Origin of the sequence: Mesorhizobium sp. WSM1293, from assembly GCF_000513875.1 — a bacterium.
GTDB classification, from domain to species: domain Bacteria; phylum Pseudomonadota; class Alphaproteobacteria; order Rhizobiales; family Rhizobiaceae; genus Mesorhizobium; species Mesorhizobium ciceri.
The window spans coordinates 91,352-104,715 of record NZ_AZUV01000011.1; the positions used below are offsets into that span (position 1 = coordinate 91,352).

15 protein-coding genes are annotated in these 13,364 nt (G+C 63.3%); 7 read left to right on the plus strand and 8 right to left on the minus strand.

All coding sequences use genetic code 11. From position 1 onward, the window contains the following. Position 1: 1 nt before the first annotated feature. From M729_RS0115420 to M729_RS1000000139285, 5 genes are all read right to left on the minus strand, one after another. Positions 2-661, minus strand: coding sequence for an HAD family hydrolase (locus M729_RS0115420; protein ID WP_027162110.1), 660 nt, complete (start codon positions 659-661; stop codon positions 2-4). Then, the gene (locus tag M729_RS0115425; protein WP_024504153.1) at positions 654-1,226 is read right to left on the minus strand and encodes an SIS domain-containing protein; all 573 of its coding nucleotides are present in this window, start codon (positions 1,224-1,226) and stop codon (positions 654-656) included. Before M729_RS0115425 ends, M729_RS0115420 begins: the two co-directional genes overlap by 8 nt. A gap of 7 nt (positions 1,227-1,233) precedes the next feature. After that, entirely contained in the window at positions 1,234-2,727 is a 1,494-nt protein-coding gene (rfaE1, locus tag M729_RS0115430; protein ID WP_027162111.1) for a D-glycero-beta-D-manno-heptose-7-phosphate kinase, read from the minus strand. A 140-nt stretch (positions 2,728-2,867) separates the two neighbouring features. Beyond that, the gene (locus tag M729_RS0115435) at positions 2,868-3,500 is read right to left on the minus strand and encodes a LysE family translocator (RefSeq protein WP_027162112.1); all 633 of its coding nucleotides are present in this window, start codon (positions 3,498-3,500) and stop codon (positions 2,868-2,870) included. Positions 3,501-3,941: 441 nt separating this feature from the next. After that, entirely contained in the window at positions 3,942-4,355 is a 414-nt protein-coding gene (locus M729_RS1000000139285) for a type II toxin-antitoxin system Phd/YefM family antitoxin (protein WP_245267586.1), read from the minus strand. Between M729_RS1000000139285 and rfaD the strand changes: the two genes are divergently transcribed. Genes rfaD through waaC form a run of 3 tightly spaced genes read left to right on the plus strand, consistent with a single transcriptional unit; the run spans position 4,327 to position 7,234 of the window. Beyond that, entirely contained in the window at positions 4,327-5,283 is a 957-nt protein-coding gene (rfaD, locus tag M729_RS0115450) for an ADP-glyceromanno-heptose 6-epimerase (RefSeq protein ID WP_027162210.1), read from the plus strand. The two genes, M729_RS1000000139285 and rfaD, sit on opposite strands and share 29 nt — an antisense overlap. Next, a complete protein-coding gene (gene waaF, locus M729_RS0115455) occupies positions 5,256-6,263 on the plus strand; it encodes a lipopolysaccharide heptosyltransferase II (protein ID WP_027162113.1) in 1,008 nt (335 codons plus the stop codon). Before rfaD ends, waaF begins: the two co-directional genes overlap by 28 nt. Continuing rightward, positions 6,260-7,234, plus strand: a complete 975-nt coding sequence (waaC, locus tag M729_RS0115460) for a lipopolysaccharide heptosyltransferase I (RefSeq protein ID WP_027162114.1) — start codon at positions 6,260-6,262, stop codon at positions 7,232-7,234. The genes waaF and waaC overlap by 4 nt, the downstream gene beginning before the upstream one ends. A gap of 239 nt (positions 7,235-7,473) precedes the next feature. On the opposite strand, the gene greA is transcribed toward waaC, so the two are convergent. Together greA and M729_RS0115470 are read right to left on the minus strand one after the other, a co-directional pair. Further along, the gene (gene greA / locus M729_RS0115465; protein WP_013530066.1) at positions 7,474-7,947 is read right to left on the minus strand and encodes a transcription elongation factor GreA; all 474 of its coding nucleotides are present in this window, start codon (positions 7,945-7,947) and stop codon (positions 7,474-7,476) included. A 271-nt stretch (positions 7,948-8,218) separates the two neighbouring features. Further along, positions 8,219-8,758, minus strand: a complete 540-nt coding sequence (locus tag M729_RS0115470; RefSeq protein WP_027162115.1) for a tetratricopeptide repeat protein — start codon at positions 8,756-8,758, stop codon at positions 8,219-8,221. A gap of 142 nt (positions 8,759-8,900) precedes the next feature. Between M729_RS0115470 and M729_RS0115475 the strand changes: the two genes are divergently transcribed. The 4 genes from M729_RS0115475 (at position 8,901) to M729_RS0115490 (ending at position 12,297) form a co-directional block, all read left to right on the plus strand. Further along, positions 8,901-9,326, plus strand: coding sequence for a DUF3775 domain-containing protein (locus M729_RS0115475; protein ID WP_013530064.1), 426 nt, complete (start codon positions 8,901-8,903; stop codon positions 9,324-9,326). A gap of 132 nt (positions 9,327-9,458) precedes the next feature. Continuing rightward, complete coding sequence (locus M729_RS0115480; protein WP_050596270.1) at positions 9,459-10,592, plus strand: extensin family protein; 1,134 nt, start codon at positions 9,459-9,461, stop codon at positions 10,590-10,592. Between the two features lie 116 nt (positions 10,593-10,708). After that, positions 10,709-11,515, plus strand: coding sequence for an extensin family protein (locus tag M729_RS0115485; RefSeq protein ID WP_027162117.1), 807 nt, complete (start codon positions 10,709-10,711; stop codon positions 11,513-11,515). A 74-nt stretch (positions 11,516-11,589) separates the two neighbouring features. Further along, complete coding sequence (locus tag M729_RS0115490) at positions 11,590-12,297, plus strand: LssY C-terminal domain-containing protein (protein ID WP_027162118.1); 708 nt, start codon at positions 11,590-11,592, stop codon at positions 12,295-12,297. Positions 12,298-12,308: 11 nt separating this feature from the next. On the opposite strand, the gene M729_RS0115495 is transcribed toward M729_RS0115490, so the two are convergent. Continuing rightward, positions 12,309-13,301: an NAD(P)-dependent alcohol dehydrogenase gene (locus M729_RS0115495; RefSeq protein ID WP_027162119.1), complete on the minus strand. Its 993-nt coding sequence runs from the start codon at positions 13,299-13,301 to the stop codon at positions 12,309-12,311. Between the last annotated feature and the right edge of the window lie 63 nt (positions 13,302-13,364).

Here is a 13,364-nt window from a genome sequence, read left to right on the forward strand (position 1 = left end):
GTTAGGGCGCGCCCGAGGCGGCCCCAAGTGCAGCTATTGCGGCGAGCAGGCCGTCGAAGTCCGCGCGGTCGCACCAAGGCCGAATTGTGAAGCCCCGTCGGACAGCCGCTTGCCCGTCTACCAGCCAGCCCTGCGAGAGGCCGGCGCGTTGTCCCGCCTCCATGTCGGCCTCCTTGTCGCCGACGATCAGCGAACGCCGCAGATCGAGCCCGAGGCGCCTGGCCGCCTCCAGCAGCATGCCCGGATTGGGCTTGCGCATCGGATGATCTGCGGCCGCGAGCGGGCCGGAGCCCGCCTCGTGATAGGCGCAGGCAAGGACCATGTCGACGAACGCATTGTCGGCGCGTAGCAGTTCGAGCACGCGGCCATTGACGGCGGCGAAATCGCTCCAGCCGAAATAGCCGCGCGCGATGCCGGACTGGTTGGTGACGACGATGACGGGAATGCCGGCCCCGTTGGCGGCGGCTATCACCGCGGCTATATCCGCGCGCAGCACCATTTCGGCAGGATCATCCGGATAGCCCGTATCGATATTGATGGTGCCGTCGCGATCGAGGAACAGCGCCGGCGAGCCGGCGGCGAACACCTTTGAGCCGACCTGCTCGACCCACAGGCCCGGCTCAGCCAGCGGATAGCGGCCAGAGGTCGTGGGATCAGCCATTGCTGAGGCGCGCTTCGACCACCTCGCACAGATGATGATAAAGGCACAGATGCCCCTGCTGGATGATCGGCGTCGAGGTCGACGGAACGTTGAGCAGGATATCGGACAGAGGTTTCAGCTTGCCGCCGGTATCGCCGGTCATGCCGATCACCGTCATGTCCATCCTCCGTGCCTGTTCGGCGGCGGCGAGGATGCTCGGCGAATTGCCGCTGGTCGAGATTGCCAGAAGCACGCCGCCGGCCGCGCCATGCGCCTCGACCTGGCGCGAAAACACCGTGTCGAAGCCATAGTCGTTGCCCCAGGCGGTCAGCACCGCTGCATTGGCCGGCAGCGCGATGACATTGTAGGCCTTGCGCTCCTTGAGAAAGCGGCCGACCAGTTCGCCGGCAATGTGGATGGCGTCGCTGGCCGAGCCGCCATTGCCGGCGATGAGCAAGGCCTTCCCCGACGAAAGCGCCGTCACCACCGCGCTCGCTGCCCGCTCCATCTCACCGGTCAGGTCCCGTTCGACCATGGCTGATATGGCAGCCGCCGAGCGGACAAGGTAATCGTTCAAGTCGGACATGAAACCCTCAGTTTGTGGTGCCGCCGGCGCGCAATTTGCCAATGGTGTTGGTGGTGCTCTTTCCAGCGACGAGATCGACCAGCACGACGCGTCCGCCGGCCTTCTGCACCACATCGGCGCCGACCACGGTATCGACCGTGTAATCGGCGCCCTTGACCAGTATGTCGGGCAGCAGCGCTTCGATCAGCGCCAGCGGCGTATCTTCCTCAAACACCACGACCGCGTCGACCGAGGCGAGTGCTGCCAGCACGCAGGCGCGGTCGTGCTGGTTGTTGACCGGCCGGCCGGCGCCCTTCAGGCGCCGCACCGAGGCATCGCTGTTGAGGCCGAGCACCAGCCGGTCGCACTGGCTTCGCGCCGCGTGCAGCAAGCTGACATGGCCGGCATGCAGGATGTCGAAGCAACCATTGGTGAAGCCGACGCTCAGGCCCTCTTGCTTCCACGCCGCCACCATGCGGGCGGCCGATGTGGCGTCGAGGATGGCGTCCTTGTGGGCGGTCGGCCCATGTGAACGGAACAGCGCACCGGTGAGTTCCTCGACCGTCAGCCGCGCTGTGCCGCGTTTTCCCACAACGACGCCACCAGCGGCATTGGCGATCGAAGCGGCCATGACCGTATCGGCGCCTACGGCCAGCGCCAGCGCGAAGCTCGCGATCACCGTATCGCCGGCGCCCGAAACGTCGAACACTTCGCGCGCCTGGGTGGCGATGTGGCGCGCCTCGTCGGGGCCGACCACGCTCATGCCCTTTTCGCTGCGCGTCGCAACGACGAAATCGAAACCATGTGCCGAAATCAGCTGGCGCGCGGCAGCCACGATCTCGTCATCGGCGAACACCGCATGGCCGACGGCCTCGCCGAGTTCCTTGCGGTTGGGGGTGATGGCGGTCGCCCCGGCATAGCGCGCGTAATCGCGGCCCTTCGGGTCGACCAGCACCGGCTTTCCAGCCTCGCGGCAGATGGCGATCAAGTCGCCGGCGACGCCGTCGAGCAGGATGCCCTTGCCGTAATCGGACAGGATGACGATGTCGGCGTGCGCCAGCGCGGCGCGGAAATGGCGGATCAGGCCGGCTCGCTCCGCGGCGCCGAGCGGCTTGATTTCCTCTTCATCGAAACGCAGCACCTGCTGGTTGAGCGCGCTGAAGCGGCTTTTGGATGATGTCATGCGACCACGCTCCTGCGCGAGGCCCGCCGTATCGGCGCCAAGTTCCCGCAGCATCCGCACCAGACTGTCGCCCGCCAGATCGGCGCCGATTACGGAAACGGGGACAGCGGCAGCGCCGAGCGAAACGATGTTGGCCACGACATTGCCGGCGCCGCCCATGGTCGAGGTCTCGCCGCGCCCATGCAGCACCGGGATCGGCGCTTCCGGCGAGATCCGCTCGATGACGCCGTTGACGAAACGATCAAGGATGAAGTCGCCGACCACCAGCACGGTGGCTTGGCCGAACCGCGCAATGGCGCGGTGCAATGGTTCTGGAGAAGGCGGATTGTGCTTGATCATGTCACTGGCAACGCGAGGGTAAGGCAAATCTCAATCGTGATGAAAATTGTCAATTTACGGGCCGGATCGTTCATGCCTGCCGATATACCGCAAATCCACGCAGCGCAACGTCAGGACATGACCCGCGAGTGTCCGATGCGTCAGCTCTTCTGCAGGGCAACATGGATGCCCAGCCCGACCAGCACCGCCCCTCCCGCCCGCTGCATCAGCCGCTGGGCGCGGCTCGAACGCCGCAGGCGGCCGATCACGGCGCCCGCCAGGAACACGCAGACGATATCGGCCGAGGAGAACATCAGATTGACTATCGTGCCGAGCACGACGAACTGCAGCCAGACCGGAAACGCCGCCGAGGCGTCGATGAATTGCGGCAGGAACGCCATGAAGAAGATCGCTGTCTTCGGATTGAGCACCTCGACGGTGATGCTCTCGAAAAAGGCGCGCCGCGCCGATTTGCGCTCGATCGCGGGCAGCGCCGCATCGCCGTCCGCGCGCTTGCGAAACAGCGAGATGCCAAGCCAGATCAGATAGAGCGCACCGACCAGCTTGACCGCCAGGTAGAGCGTCGGCACGGCATGAAACAGCACCGACAGCCCGGCGGCCGCGGCGAAAACATGCACGTAGCCGCCCAGATGAATGCCCAGCGCCGCCGTCAGGCCGGACCAGCGGCCGCGCGCCATCGTCTGCGCGGCGGCATAGAGCATGGCCGGGCCTGGAATGTAGGCGAAGATCGCCGTGGTGGCGAAAAACGCGATGAGCAGTTCGGTCGATGGCATTTTTGGTCCCTCACGATCGTGCTCTGCCCTGTCGATTCAGTCCGCGCGCGGGATTGCTTTGGACTGACCCGTGCGGACAACCGCAGTAAAAGCGAACATAATTTTCTTGTGAAATGACGGGCTGAACGCGCCAATTCGCGCACCCGGCTCGAAATAGGCCGACGCTTCCAGGATATCATGATTGTACTCATCGACCATGACCCAAAGGGGCATAGGATCGAGGCCCGCACGGTGGCGTTCAATTTCCGGGATGCTGACGGCAACGCGATCACGGCCCGGCTGTGTGGAAGTGATTGCAAGTATGAAGAGGTTGGTACCCCCGGCTTCCCAGGAAGGACAGCCACAAAGGCCACAGGCCGTGACTTCCGGCCTTCGGTCTCGCCGTCTCCGTGTTGGCGATGCCAAAGATATGGATATCGCCAGACGTCCGCAGCAGCGGGTTTAATCACGGTCCAATTCCGCGGCGTACTCCTCGAGCATCTCGACATGTTCGGTCGGGGCGTCCTTCGCAGCGTAGACGCGGCGGCTGTCGTTGCCGAAGCGCGCTTCGTAGGCCTCGATGCTCATCAGGACGTATCTCGGCTTGTTGTGGCGAGTGATGGAGACCGGCTGCTGGCTGGCAGCTGCAAGCACATCTCCAAGATTCTGTTTCAGATCGGTCGACGGATAGTTTTTCATGGGATACCCTGTTTTGTCCATAATAGACAAAATGGACAAAATAGACAAGCGCATAAAATGGCAGGACAGGCGCATGCACCTGGCTTTGTCGACAGCCCGGCTAGCCTCCCCTATAAGGACCGGAATCGCAAGCAACCAGAGGTCCTTCATGATCATCGTCACGGGCGGCGCCGGCATGATCGGCTCCAACATCGTCGCCGCGCTGAATGCCGAAGGGCATGACGACATCCTCGTCGTCGACGACCTTACCGACGGTCACAAGATCGTCAATCTTGCCGATCTCAAGATCGCCGACTATCTCGACAAGGACGATTTCCTGCCCCGCATGGAGGCCGGCTCGCTCGGCCGCATCGAGGCCGTGTTCCACCAGGGCGCCTGCTCGACCACCACCGAGTGGAATGGCAAATTCATGATGGAGGTGAATTACGCCTTCTCGAAACGGTTGCTGCATGCAAGCCAGGCGTTGCGCGTGCCTTTCCTTTATGCCTCCTCGGCTTCCGTCTATGGCGGCGGCTCGGAGTTCCTCGAGGATCCCGCGCTGGAACGGCCGCTCAACGTATACGCCTATTCCAAGAAGCTGTTCGACGACTATGTCAGGCGAACCGTGTTCGCCGGGCAGGCCGACCATTCACAGGTCGTGGGCTTGCGCTACTTCAACGTCTATGGCCCGCGCGAAGCGCACAAGGGCGCCATGGCCTCCGTCGCCTTCCATCTGTTCAACCAGGTCGAGCGAGGCGAGAACCCGAAACTGTTCGGCGCCTATGACGGGTTCGGACCCGGCGAACAAAGCCGTGACTTCATCCATGTCGGTGATGTCGCCGACGTCAATCTGTGGCTGTGGAAACGGGGCTCAAGCGGCATCTTTAATTGCGGCACCGGCCGTGCCCAGCCCTTCCGCGCCATCGCCGAAACGGTGATCGACACGTTGGGTAAAGGGGAGATTGAATTCATCCCCTTTCCCGACCATCTCAAGGGCAGCTACCAGAGCTTTACGCAAGCTGATATGTCCCGTTTGCGCGCGGCCGGTTACAATGGCCAATTCCGGACAGTGGAAACCGGTGTCAGAGACTATGTCGAATGGCTGAAAGCCCAACGATCCTCGTGATCGGCCCACGCTGGGTGGGCGACATGGTGATGGCGCAGTGCCTGTTTTCGGCGCTGAAGGAGTTGCATCCCAACGCCGCCATCGATGTGCTGGCGCCTGCCTGGGCAGCACCCCTGGTCAAGCGCATGCCCGAAATCCGCCAGCAGATCGACTTTCCGCTCAAACCCGGCGCGCTCGAATTCACCCATCGCCGCCGCTTCGGCCGCCTGCTGCGCGGCCGCTACGACATGGCCTATATCCTGCCGGGCAGCTGGAAGTCGGCGCTGATTCCGTTCTTTGCCCGCATTCCGCGCCGTGTCGGCAATCTGCGCGAGATGCGCTATGCCCTGCTGACCGACATCGTGCCATTGCCCGACAGCATCAAACGACGCACCGCGCAGGCCTATTTCGGCCTTGCCCAGGGCGGCAGTTTCCGGGCGCCCCGGCTTAGCGTGGACACGAAAAACCAGGTCGACCTGCTCGGCCGTTTCGGGCTGGCGCCGCAGAAATTCGTGGCCCTGATGCCCGGTGCGGAATTCGGCCCTGCCAAGCGCTGGCCCAGCGAAAGCTATGCCGGGCTTGCCAGCGGTTTCATGGGCAAAGGCTTGAAGGTTGCGCTGTTTGGCTCGAAGAACGACCGCGACGTGACGGCGGAGATCGCAGCCCTGGCCCCCGGCGTCGTCGACCTCGCCGGACAGACGCGGCTGGAGGACGCCATCGACCTGATATCCGCCGCCAGGCTGGCTGTGTCCAACGACAGCGGACTGATGCATGTCGCGGCCGCCGTCGGCACGCCGATCGTCGCCGTCTACGGCTCGACCTCGCCCGAAAACACGCCACCGCTGGCGGAGCGCCGCGAGCTGGTCTGGCTCGGCCTGTCGTGCTCGCCCTGCCACCAGAAGGTCTGTCCGCTCGGCCACCTCAACTGCCTGAAGACGCTGGAAGTCGGCCAGGTCGCGGCAGCGGCGGACCGGCTGCTGGAAATTCCGGCCGCGGCATGAAGGTGCTGATCGTCAAGACGTCGTCGATGGGCGATGTCATCCACACCTTTCCGGCGGTCGAGGATGCCCGTCGCCACCGCCCGGACCTGACCTTCGACTGGTGCGTCGAAGAGGCATTCGCCGGAGTCGTCGCGCTTCACCCGGCGATCGACAAGATTCATACGGTGGCGATCCGGCGCTGGCGCAAGGCGCTGCTTGACGGCGCCACCTGGCGCGAGGCGGCCGCCCTGCGCCGCACCTTGCGCAATTGCCGCTACGATCTGGTCATCGACGCGCAAGGCCTGCTGAAATCGGCCCTGGTGGCAAGACAGGCGGGCTCACCCATTGCCGGCTTCGACCGTTCGAGCGCGCGCGAACCCTCGGCGACGCTGTTCTACGATGCCACGTATGCCGTCCCGCGCGATCTCCACGCCATCGAACGGACGCGGCGGTTGTTTGGCCTGGCGCTCGCCTATCAGCCCGATCTTTCGACGCTGGACTCCGGCATCGTGCCGCCCGCCGGCACCCTGGCGGGCACTTCTGGAAAAACCGCCTTCCTGCTGCACGGAACCAGCCGCGAAGACAAGAAATGGCCGGCCGAAGACTGGATCGGAACCGCCCGCCTCCTGATTGAGCGGGGGATGACGCCGGTCACGACCTGGTCGAACGAGCGCGAGAAAACCGTGGCCGAGGCAATCGCAGGCGCCGTGCCGTCAACGATCGTGGTACCGAAATCGCCGCTGTCCGAAATCGCCGCCATCCTTGGCCGCTCGACGCTGGTTATCGGCGCCGACACCGGGCTCACTCACCTCGCCAGTGCCTTTGGCCTGCCGACGGTCGCAATTTTCCTGGCAACAGAGCCGGGTCTGACCGGCCCGCGCGGACGCTACGCATCGACACTGCTGGCCTCGCATGGGGGGCGTGTTGTGCCGGTGGAGGTAGTGGCGGAAGCAGAAAAGCTATTGGCACTTAAACTACAAGCGCCGGCATAGGACCTTTCAGAATTCGCTCTGGCGAGTCGAATAGCGTGGTTCTTCGAGAACCGGAGCGGCGCGTACTTAAAGTACGTGAGCACCGGAAGCGCAGAAAACCGCCCGCGCATGACCCCGAAAATCGTAATTGATTTTCGGAAAGGGATCATGCGCTAACTGAAAATCCTACAGCGTCCTTTGCGCGTCCGAGAGGACGCGCGGCGCTGTAGTCGGCCGCCAGAGTAGAATTATCAAAGGTCCTAGATGAACTGCACCTGGACGATCTCATACCCCCTGGCGCCGCCAGGCGCGTTGACCTCGATGGCATCGCCGACTTCCTTGCCGATGAGCGCACGCGCGATCGGCGAGGAGATCGAGATGCGGCCGGACTTCACGTCCGCCTCCTGGTCGCCGACGATCCGGTAGGTCTTCTTTTCCTCTGTGTCCTCGTCGACCAGCACCACGGTGGCGCCGAACTTGATCTTGTCGCCGCTGAGCTTGCTGACGTCGATCACCTCGGCGCGCGCAATATAATCTTCAAGCTCGTTGACGCGGCCCTCGTTGAGGCTCTGCGCCTCTTTGGCGGCATGATATTCGGCATTTTCGGACAGGTCGCCATGCGAGCGCGCTTCGGAGATCGCCTCGATGATGCGCGGCCGCTCTTCCTGCTGGCGCCAGCGCAGTTCTTCCTTCAATGACGCGAACCCCTCGCCTGTCATCGGGACCTTGTTCATGATGCCTGCCTTTCCTGCTGCCACCCCCGCGTATCGGGGAAAGCCTTGTCGATGGGTACAAAAAGAAAACGGGTCCGGCAGCCTCGAGCTTACGGAACCGTTTCACCGCAATTTCCCTGAATATAGCAATGTCAGCGGGTTTTTCACGCCCAAAAATCGGTTTTGCTAAAATCATCCCCGTTTTCATCAGTCGGGGACGATGAATGAGACCGGGAGCAACAAAAAGCGGCCGCGATCGCTCGCGGCCGCTTGGAAGAGCCCTGGGATCTTTTCAGCTTCTCATGAAATGGTCGATCTGCTCGGCCAGCATGCCATATTCACGCGAACCCTTGCCGGTCCGCTTCTCGATCTCCATCAACTGCTGCTGGGCGCCGGCCAGATCGCCGATCTGCAGATGCGCTTCGCCGAGATATTCGCGCACCAGCGTGTAGTTCGGATCGATGCGCAGCGCTTCCTCGTAATAGCCAAGGCCGACGGTGACGCGGCCGGAATGGCGGTGCGAATAGCCGAGATAGTTGAGGATGCGCGGATCCTGCTTGTTGGCGGCGAGGCTGAGCACGGCAATCGCCTCGTCATAGCGCCCGGCCATCGCCAGCGCGTGGCCTGCATCATAGATGCTGTCGTCGTCGAGCATGCCTTCCTGGGGCGCGACGCACTTTTTCTTCTTCTTGTCCCAGACCTGGCCCTTCTTGCAATGGGTGACGGTTTCGTCACCGCCGCTGCCGCCGCTGCCGGCGGCGTACACGGGAACAGCGAGGAACTGCAGCGCGAGAAGCGCGGTCGCAGCCTGGATCAGCATTCTTTTATGCATCGAAACCTCCTGGAGGGTGAGAATGCAATACTAACGCCGGTCGACTTGCGTTTCATCCCGGAAAAATGCGGGCGGGAGAACATCAGGTGACGGATGCCGCGAATCCGCTATCATCCGGCAAACGACCTGAGGGAGACGGCCCTTGCAGCGGCGGCTTGAAAAGGACTGGGAGCTTTCGATCGGCCCCGACACGGTGCGCCTGTTCATCCTCAAGGCCAAGGCACTGAGTGCGGCCGTCAATGAAGACTATGCCGATGGCGCCGAGCACGAGGTCGAACTCGACGGCGAGTCCCATGTCAACCATCACCATGACGGCCTTGCCGAGGAAAGCTCCGAGAACCTGACCGAAGAAGAGCTGCGCGAGCTGATCAACGACCTCAATGTCGACGAAGCAGCCGAGCTGATCGCGTTGGCCTGGGTCGGTCGCGGCGACTACGACGCCACCGAATGGGCGGACGCGCTGGCCGCCGCGCGCGAACGCGCCAACAAGCGCACCGCGAAATACCTGCTTGGCATGCCGCTGCTCGCCGACTGGCTGGAGGAAGGGCTGGAAGCGATCGGTGCGTAACGGAGCGGTTACCGTTCGTGATGCGGCCAAGGCAACCACCTTGCGTCGGCGCCGTTGAGGGCGATGGGGTCGATCGTCTTTTCCCGAATATGCAGGATTGCGTTGACCGTGGCCGTCACGGCCTTGCTGGTGATGCCGGTCGAGGCGAGACATCGCCATCGGCATCATAAGCCCCCGACGCCGCGGGTCGAGCAGCCGCTGACACCACGAGCCGACCAGCCCCTGAAACCGAGGGGCGGAAAGCGTTTGAAACCACGGCGCCACCGGCAGGTCACGCCAAAGCAGACACAGCAGAAAACGCAGACATCGCTGCCCTCGCCTGCCGATGTTCCCGTGCCCGAACCCGGCACTCCGATAACCCAACCCGGCATTCCGGTGCCCGAACCACGCCCGGCGGACGCACAAAAGGCTGAAGCTGCAAAGACCGAGGAGCAAAAGCGCGTAGGGCCGAAGGCCGCGGAAGCGCCCGACCGTTTCAAGGAAGAAAAATCCCACCAGGAAAAGCAGGCACGTCCCGAGCCATTGGCTCCGGAGCCATCAACCGGGGAAAACGAGCCGGAGCCGCCGGACGTCGCGCCAACGCCGACACGAAAGCCTGACATTGCAGAACCCGAGGCCCAGCCGCCAACCGTCGCCCCGCAGCCACCGCAAAAGCCGGCGGACGCGGACGAGGAGAAGATGCTGCCCGATCCGCGCTCGGCCGACGTGCCAGATGAAAAAATGCCGGCCGAGGAAGTCGCATGCCGCGAACGGCTAAAGACGCTCGGCGTCGAATTCGAAGAGCACAAGGCGGAAAGCCAGCCCGAAATCGGCTGTTCGATTCCCTACCCCATCGTGCTGAAGACCCTTGGAAAGTCGATCGCGATTGCCCCAGGCACCGAGCTCAACTGCAAGATGGCCGAGGCGACGGCGCGTTTTGCCGCCGATGTCATCCAGCCGGCGGCAAAGGCCGAATTCGGTGCGGACCTGAAATCGATCGGCCAGGCATCGGCTTTTGTCTGCCGGCCACGCAACGGCACACGAAAACTGTCGGAACACGCGTTCGGCAACGCGCTCGACATCGCCAGCTTCACGCTGTCGGACGGCAAGAAGATCGAGGTCGGCCCGGCGCCGCCGGAGAAAGACGCCAAATTCCTCAACAATGTTCGCAAGGCCGCCTGCGGACCCTTCAAGACGGTGCTCGGCCCAGGCGCCGACGCCGATCATTCCCTGCATTTCCATCTCGATCTCGAACCGCGCCGTCATGGCGGAACGTTCTGCCAGTGATCATGGCTGATCCAGGCCGCGTGCCGCAATTCGGCCGCAGGCATGAACGCGGACGCTGAGTTTTCCTTTACCCTTGATCGTTAAAATGCCGGATATCCATCAACGGGATTCCGCCAATGGCCGGCAAATTTCGGGCCGTGTTTTTCGCCACCGCGCGCCAGTCAAAATATGCAGCAATGCTGACCGCCGGTCTGGCGCTGGCGGCGCTTTCCGCCTGCAACACCGGCAGTGTGCTGTCGCTGCAGCCGGCCGTCGACGTCGGCGCGCAGACGGCTGCCGTGCCGCAATATGCCGGCATGCAGAAGCTTGTCCCTTCCAATCCGTACATGACGCAGGCCGCTTATCCGCGCATGGACGAGCCGATGTCGCCCGTCGAGCAGATGCCGGCCAGCGAAACCGACTGCCGTCAGCAATTGAAGCGCCTCGATGTCGCCTACACCGACCTGGCGCCGATCCATGAAGGCCAATGCGGCATCGATTATCCGGTCAAGGTCTCGGCCATCGGCAACATCCAGATGAAACCCGCCGCAACCCTGACCTGCGACATGGCAGCTACCTTTGCCGGCTGGACGAAGAACGAACTCGTTCCCTCCGCCCGCTGGCGTTATTTCTCCGGCGTCAGGACCATACACCAGGGCTCCAGCTATTCCTGCCGCCGGATTGCCGGCGAAGGCGTCCTGTCCGAACACGGCAAGGGCAATGCGCTCGACGTCATGAGCATCGAGCTCAACAATGGCGACGACATCGACGTGCGCAAGCCCGGCCTGTTCGCCTTCCGCACCCGTGGCTTCCTCAACAATGTGCGCGCCGACGGGTGCCAGTACTTCACCACCGTGCTCGGCCCCGGCTACAATTACGACCACCGCAACCATTTTCATTTCGACATCAAGAACCGCAAGAACGGTTATCGCGCCTGCCGTTAGATCGGTGCCGGGTATCCTTTGCCTGAATGCCATGACAACGCCTAATGTGATGCCGGAACATTTGAGCGGCATTCATGGGTCAACGAAGCGTTCGGCGACGCATTATGATCTGGGCGGCGAGCTTGTTGGCCGCGTATCTGGCGCTCGCCTATTTCGCCGCACCGGAATTCTGGACGTTCCGCGATCGAGGTTTTCGCACGCATCGCTTCGAGATGCTGACGCACACGCCGCAAGGCATTCCGGGCGACCCGATCAATGTCGGCCTTGTCGGTACGCGCAAGGAGGTGGTCCACGCCTTTGCCGTTGCCGGCTGGGACACCGCCGACGCCGTCACCCTGAAGACCGCGATCGAGATCGGTGAAAGCGTGCTGTTCGACCACCCCTATCCCGATGCGCCGGTCAGCAGGCTGCTGTTCGATGGCCGTGCCCAGGATCTCGCCTTCGAAAAGCCGGAGGGCATCAGCGCCGACCGACGGCATCATGTCCGCTTCTGGCAGACCGATGCAAGCGGCGACGATGGCCGGCCGCTGTGGCTGGGCTCGGCCAGCTTCGATCGCGGCGTCGGCTTCAGCCACGACACCGGCGCCGTCACCCACCATATCGGCCCCGATATCGACGCCGAGCGCGATTTCCTGATGCGCGACCTGGCCACTGCCGGCATGCTGCTCTCGACCAGCGACATATCGGGCGTCGGCGCCACCAAGGCGGGACGCAATGGCGGCGGCGATCCCTATTTTACGGACGGCGAGGCAATTGTCGGCGTGTTGAAGCAGTTGCCATGACATCGCAAAAGTCAGGTCGTGGTGATCACGATCTTGCCGAACGGCCCTTTCTCCAGATGTTGCAAGGCCTGCGGCACCTCATCGAAGCCAAAAACCTTGTCGATGACCGGCTTGATCGCCAGCGCCTCGATCGCCTGATTCATGCGCTCGAAAGCACGGCGATGGCCGATCGACAGGCCCTGCACGGTGATACGGTTGCGCATGAAGGGCAGGATGGGAAAGCTGAGCTCCATCGCGCCCAGCAGGCCGATGATCGACAGCCGGCCGTCGGCGGCCAGCGCGTTCAGAGATCGCCGTGCATTGTCGCCGCCGACCATTTCCAGCACGTGGTTCACGCCCAGCCCGTTCGTCAGCTCACGCGCGGCATCGTCCCAGGCCGGTTGCGTGCGGTAGTTGATCCCTTGCCAGGCGCCAAGCTTTCTCGCCCGCTCAAGCTTTTCATCGCTGCTTGAGGTGACGATGGCGCGCAGGCCGAACGCAGTGGCGAACTGCAGCGCAAACAGCGACACGCCGCCGGTGCCCTGGATCAGAATGGTCTGACCCGGCACCGGTTTGGTCGCCTCGGCCATGGCGAACCAGGCCGTCAGCGCCGCGATCGGCAATGTCGCGGCCTCGATGTCGCCGAGCGACGGCGGCGCCAGCACCGCGGCGTCCTCGCCGAAGATGACATGATCGGAAAGCATACCCGACAGCGACGACCCCAGCGTGTGCTTATGCAGCACCGGCGGTGCGTCGCCATCCGGCCAATCGGCGATCACCTGGCCAAGCACGCGCTGGCCGACCTGAAAGCGGCTGACCGCACTGCCGACGGCCACCACTTCGCCCACCGCGTCGGATGTCGGCACGAAGGGAAAGGCAAGGTCGGGGATCAGCACGCCGTCCACGATCATCTTGTCCTTGTAGTTGAGCGATACGGCCTTGGTCCGCACCAGCAAATCGTGCGGCCCTGGCTCGGGCACCTTGCCTTCCACCTGGCTTAGCCTCGACAGGCCAAAACCGCTCATCTGCCAGGATCTGTTGATTGGTTGCTCATGTCGTCTCGCGCTCCGTGCATTGATGCCAGGCGA

Coding starts and splice junctions, on each gene's coding strand:
- M729_RS0115495 (WP_027162119.1), bottom strand. CDS start 13,301: ATGAGCGGTTTTGGCCTGTCGAGGCTAAGCCAGGTGGAAGGCAAGGTG.
- M729_RS0115480 (WP_050596270.1), top strand. CDS start 9,459: ATGCCGGTCGAGGCGAGACATCGCCATCGGCATCATAAGCCCCCGACG.
- M729_RS0115470 (WP_027162115.1), bottom strand. CDS start 8,758: ATGCATAAAAGAATGCTGATCCAGGCTGCGACCGCGCTTCTCGCGCTG.
- M729_RS1000000139285 (WP_245267586.1), bottom strand. CDS start 4,355: ATGCCGGCGCCGCCCGTGACGATGATCATGAAGGACCTCTGGTTGCTT.
- M729_RS0115425 (WP_024504153.1), bottom strand. CDS start 1,226: ATGTCCGACTTGAACGATTACCTTGTCCGCTCGGCGGCTGCCATATCA.
- M729_RS0115435 (WP_027162112.1), bottom strand. CDS start 3,500: ATGCCATCGACCGAACTGCTCATCGCGTTTTTCGCCACCACGGCGATC.
- waaC (WP_027162114.1), top strand. CDS start 6,260: ATGAAGGTGCTGATCGTCAAGACGTCGTCGATGGGCGATGTCATCCAC.
- rfaE1 (WP_027162111.1), bottom strand. CDS start 2,727: ATGATCAAGCACAATCCGCCTTCTCCAGAACCATTGCACCGCGCCATT.
- greA (WP_013530066.1), bottom strand. CDS start 7,947: ATGAACAAGGTCCCGATGACAGGCGAGGGGTTCGCGTCATTGAAGGAA.
- M729_RS0115420 (WP_027162110.1), bottom strand. CDS start 661: ATGGCTGATCCCACGACCTCTGGCCGCTATCCGCTGGCTGAGCCGGGC.
- rfaD (WP_027162210.1), top strand. CDS start 4,327: ATGATCATCGTCACGGGCGGCGCCGGCATGATCGGCTCCAACATCGTC.
- waaF (WP_027162113.1), top strand. CDS start 5,256: ATGGCTGAAAGCCCAACGATCCTCGTGATCGGCCCACGCTGGGTGGGC.
- M729_RS0115485 (WP_027162117.1), top strand. CDS start 10,709: ATGGCCGGCAAATTTCGGGCCGTGTTTTTCGCCACCGCGCGCCAGTCA.
- M729_RS0115490 (WP_027162118.1), top strand. CDS start 11,590: ATGGGTCAACGAAGCGTTCGGCGACGCATTATGATCTGGGCGGCGAGC.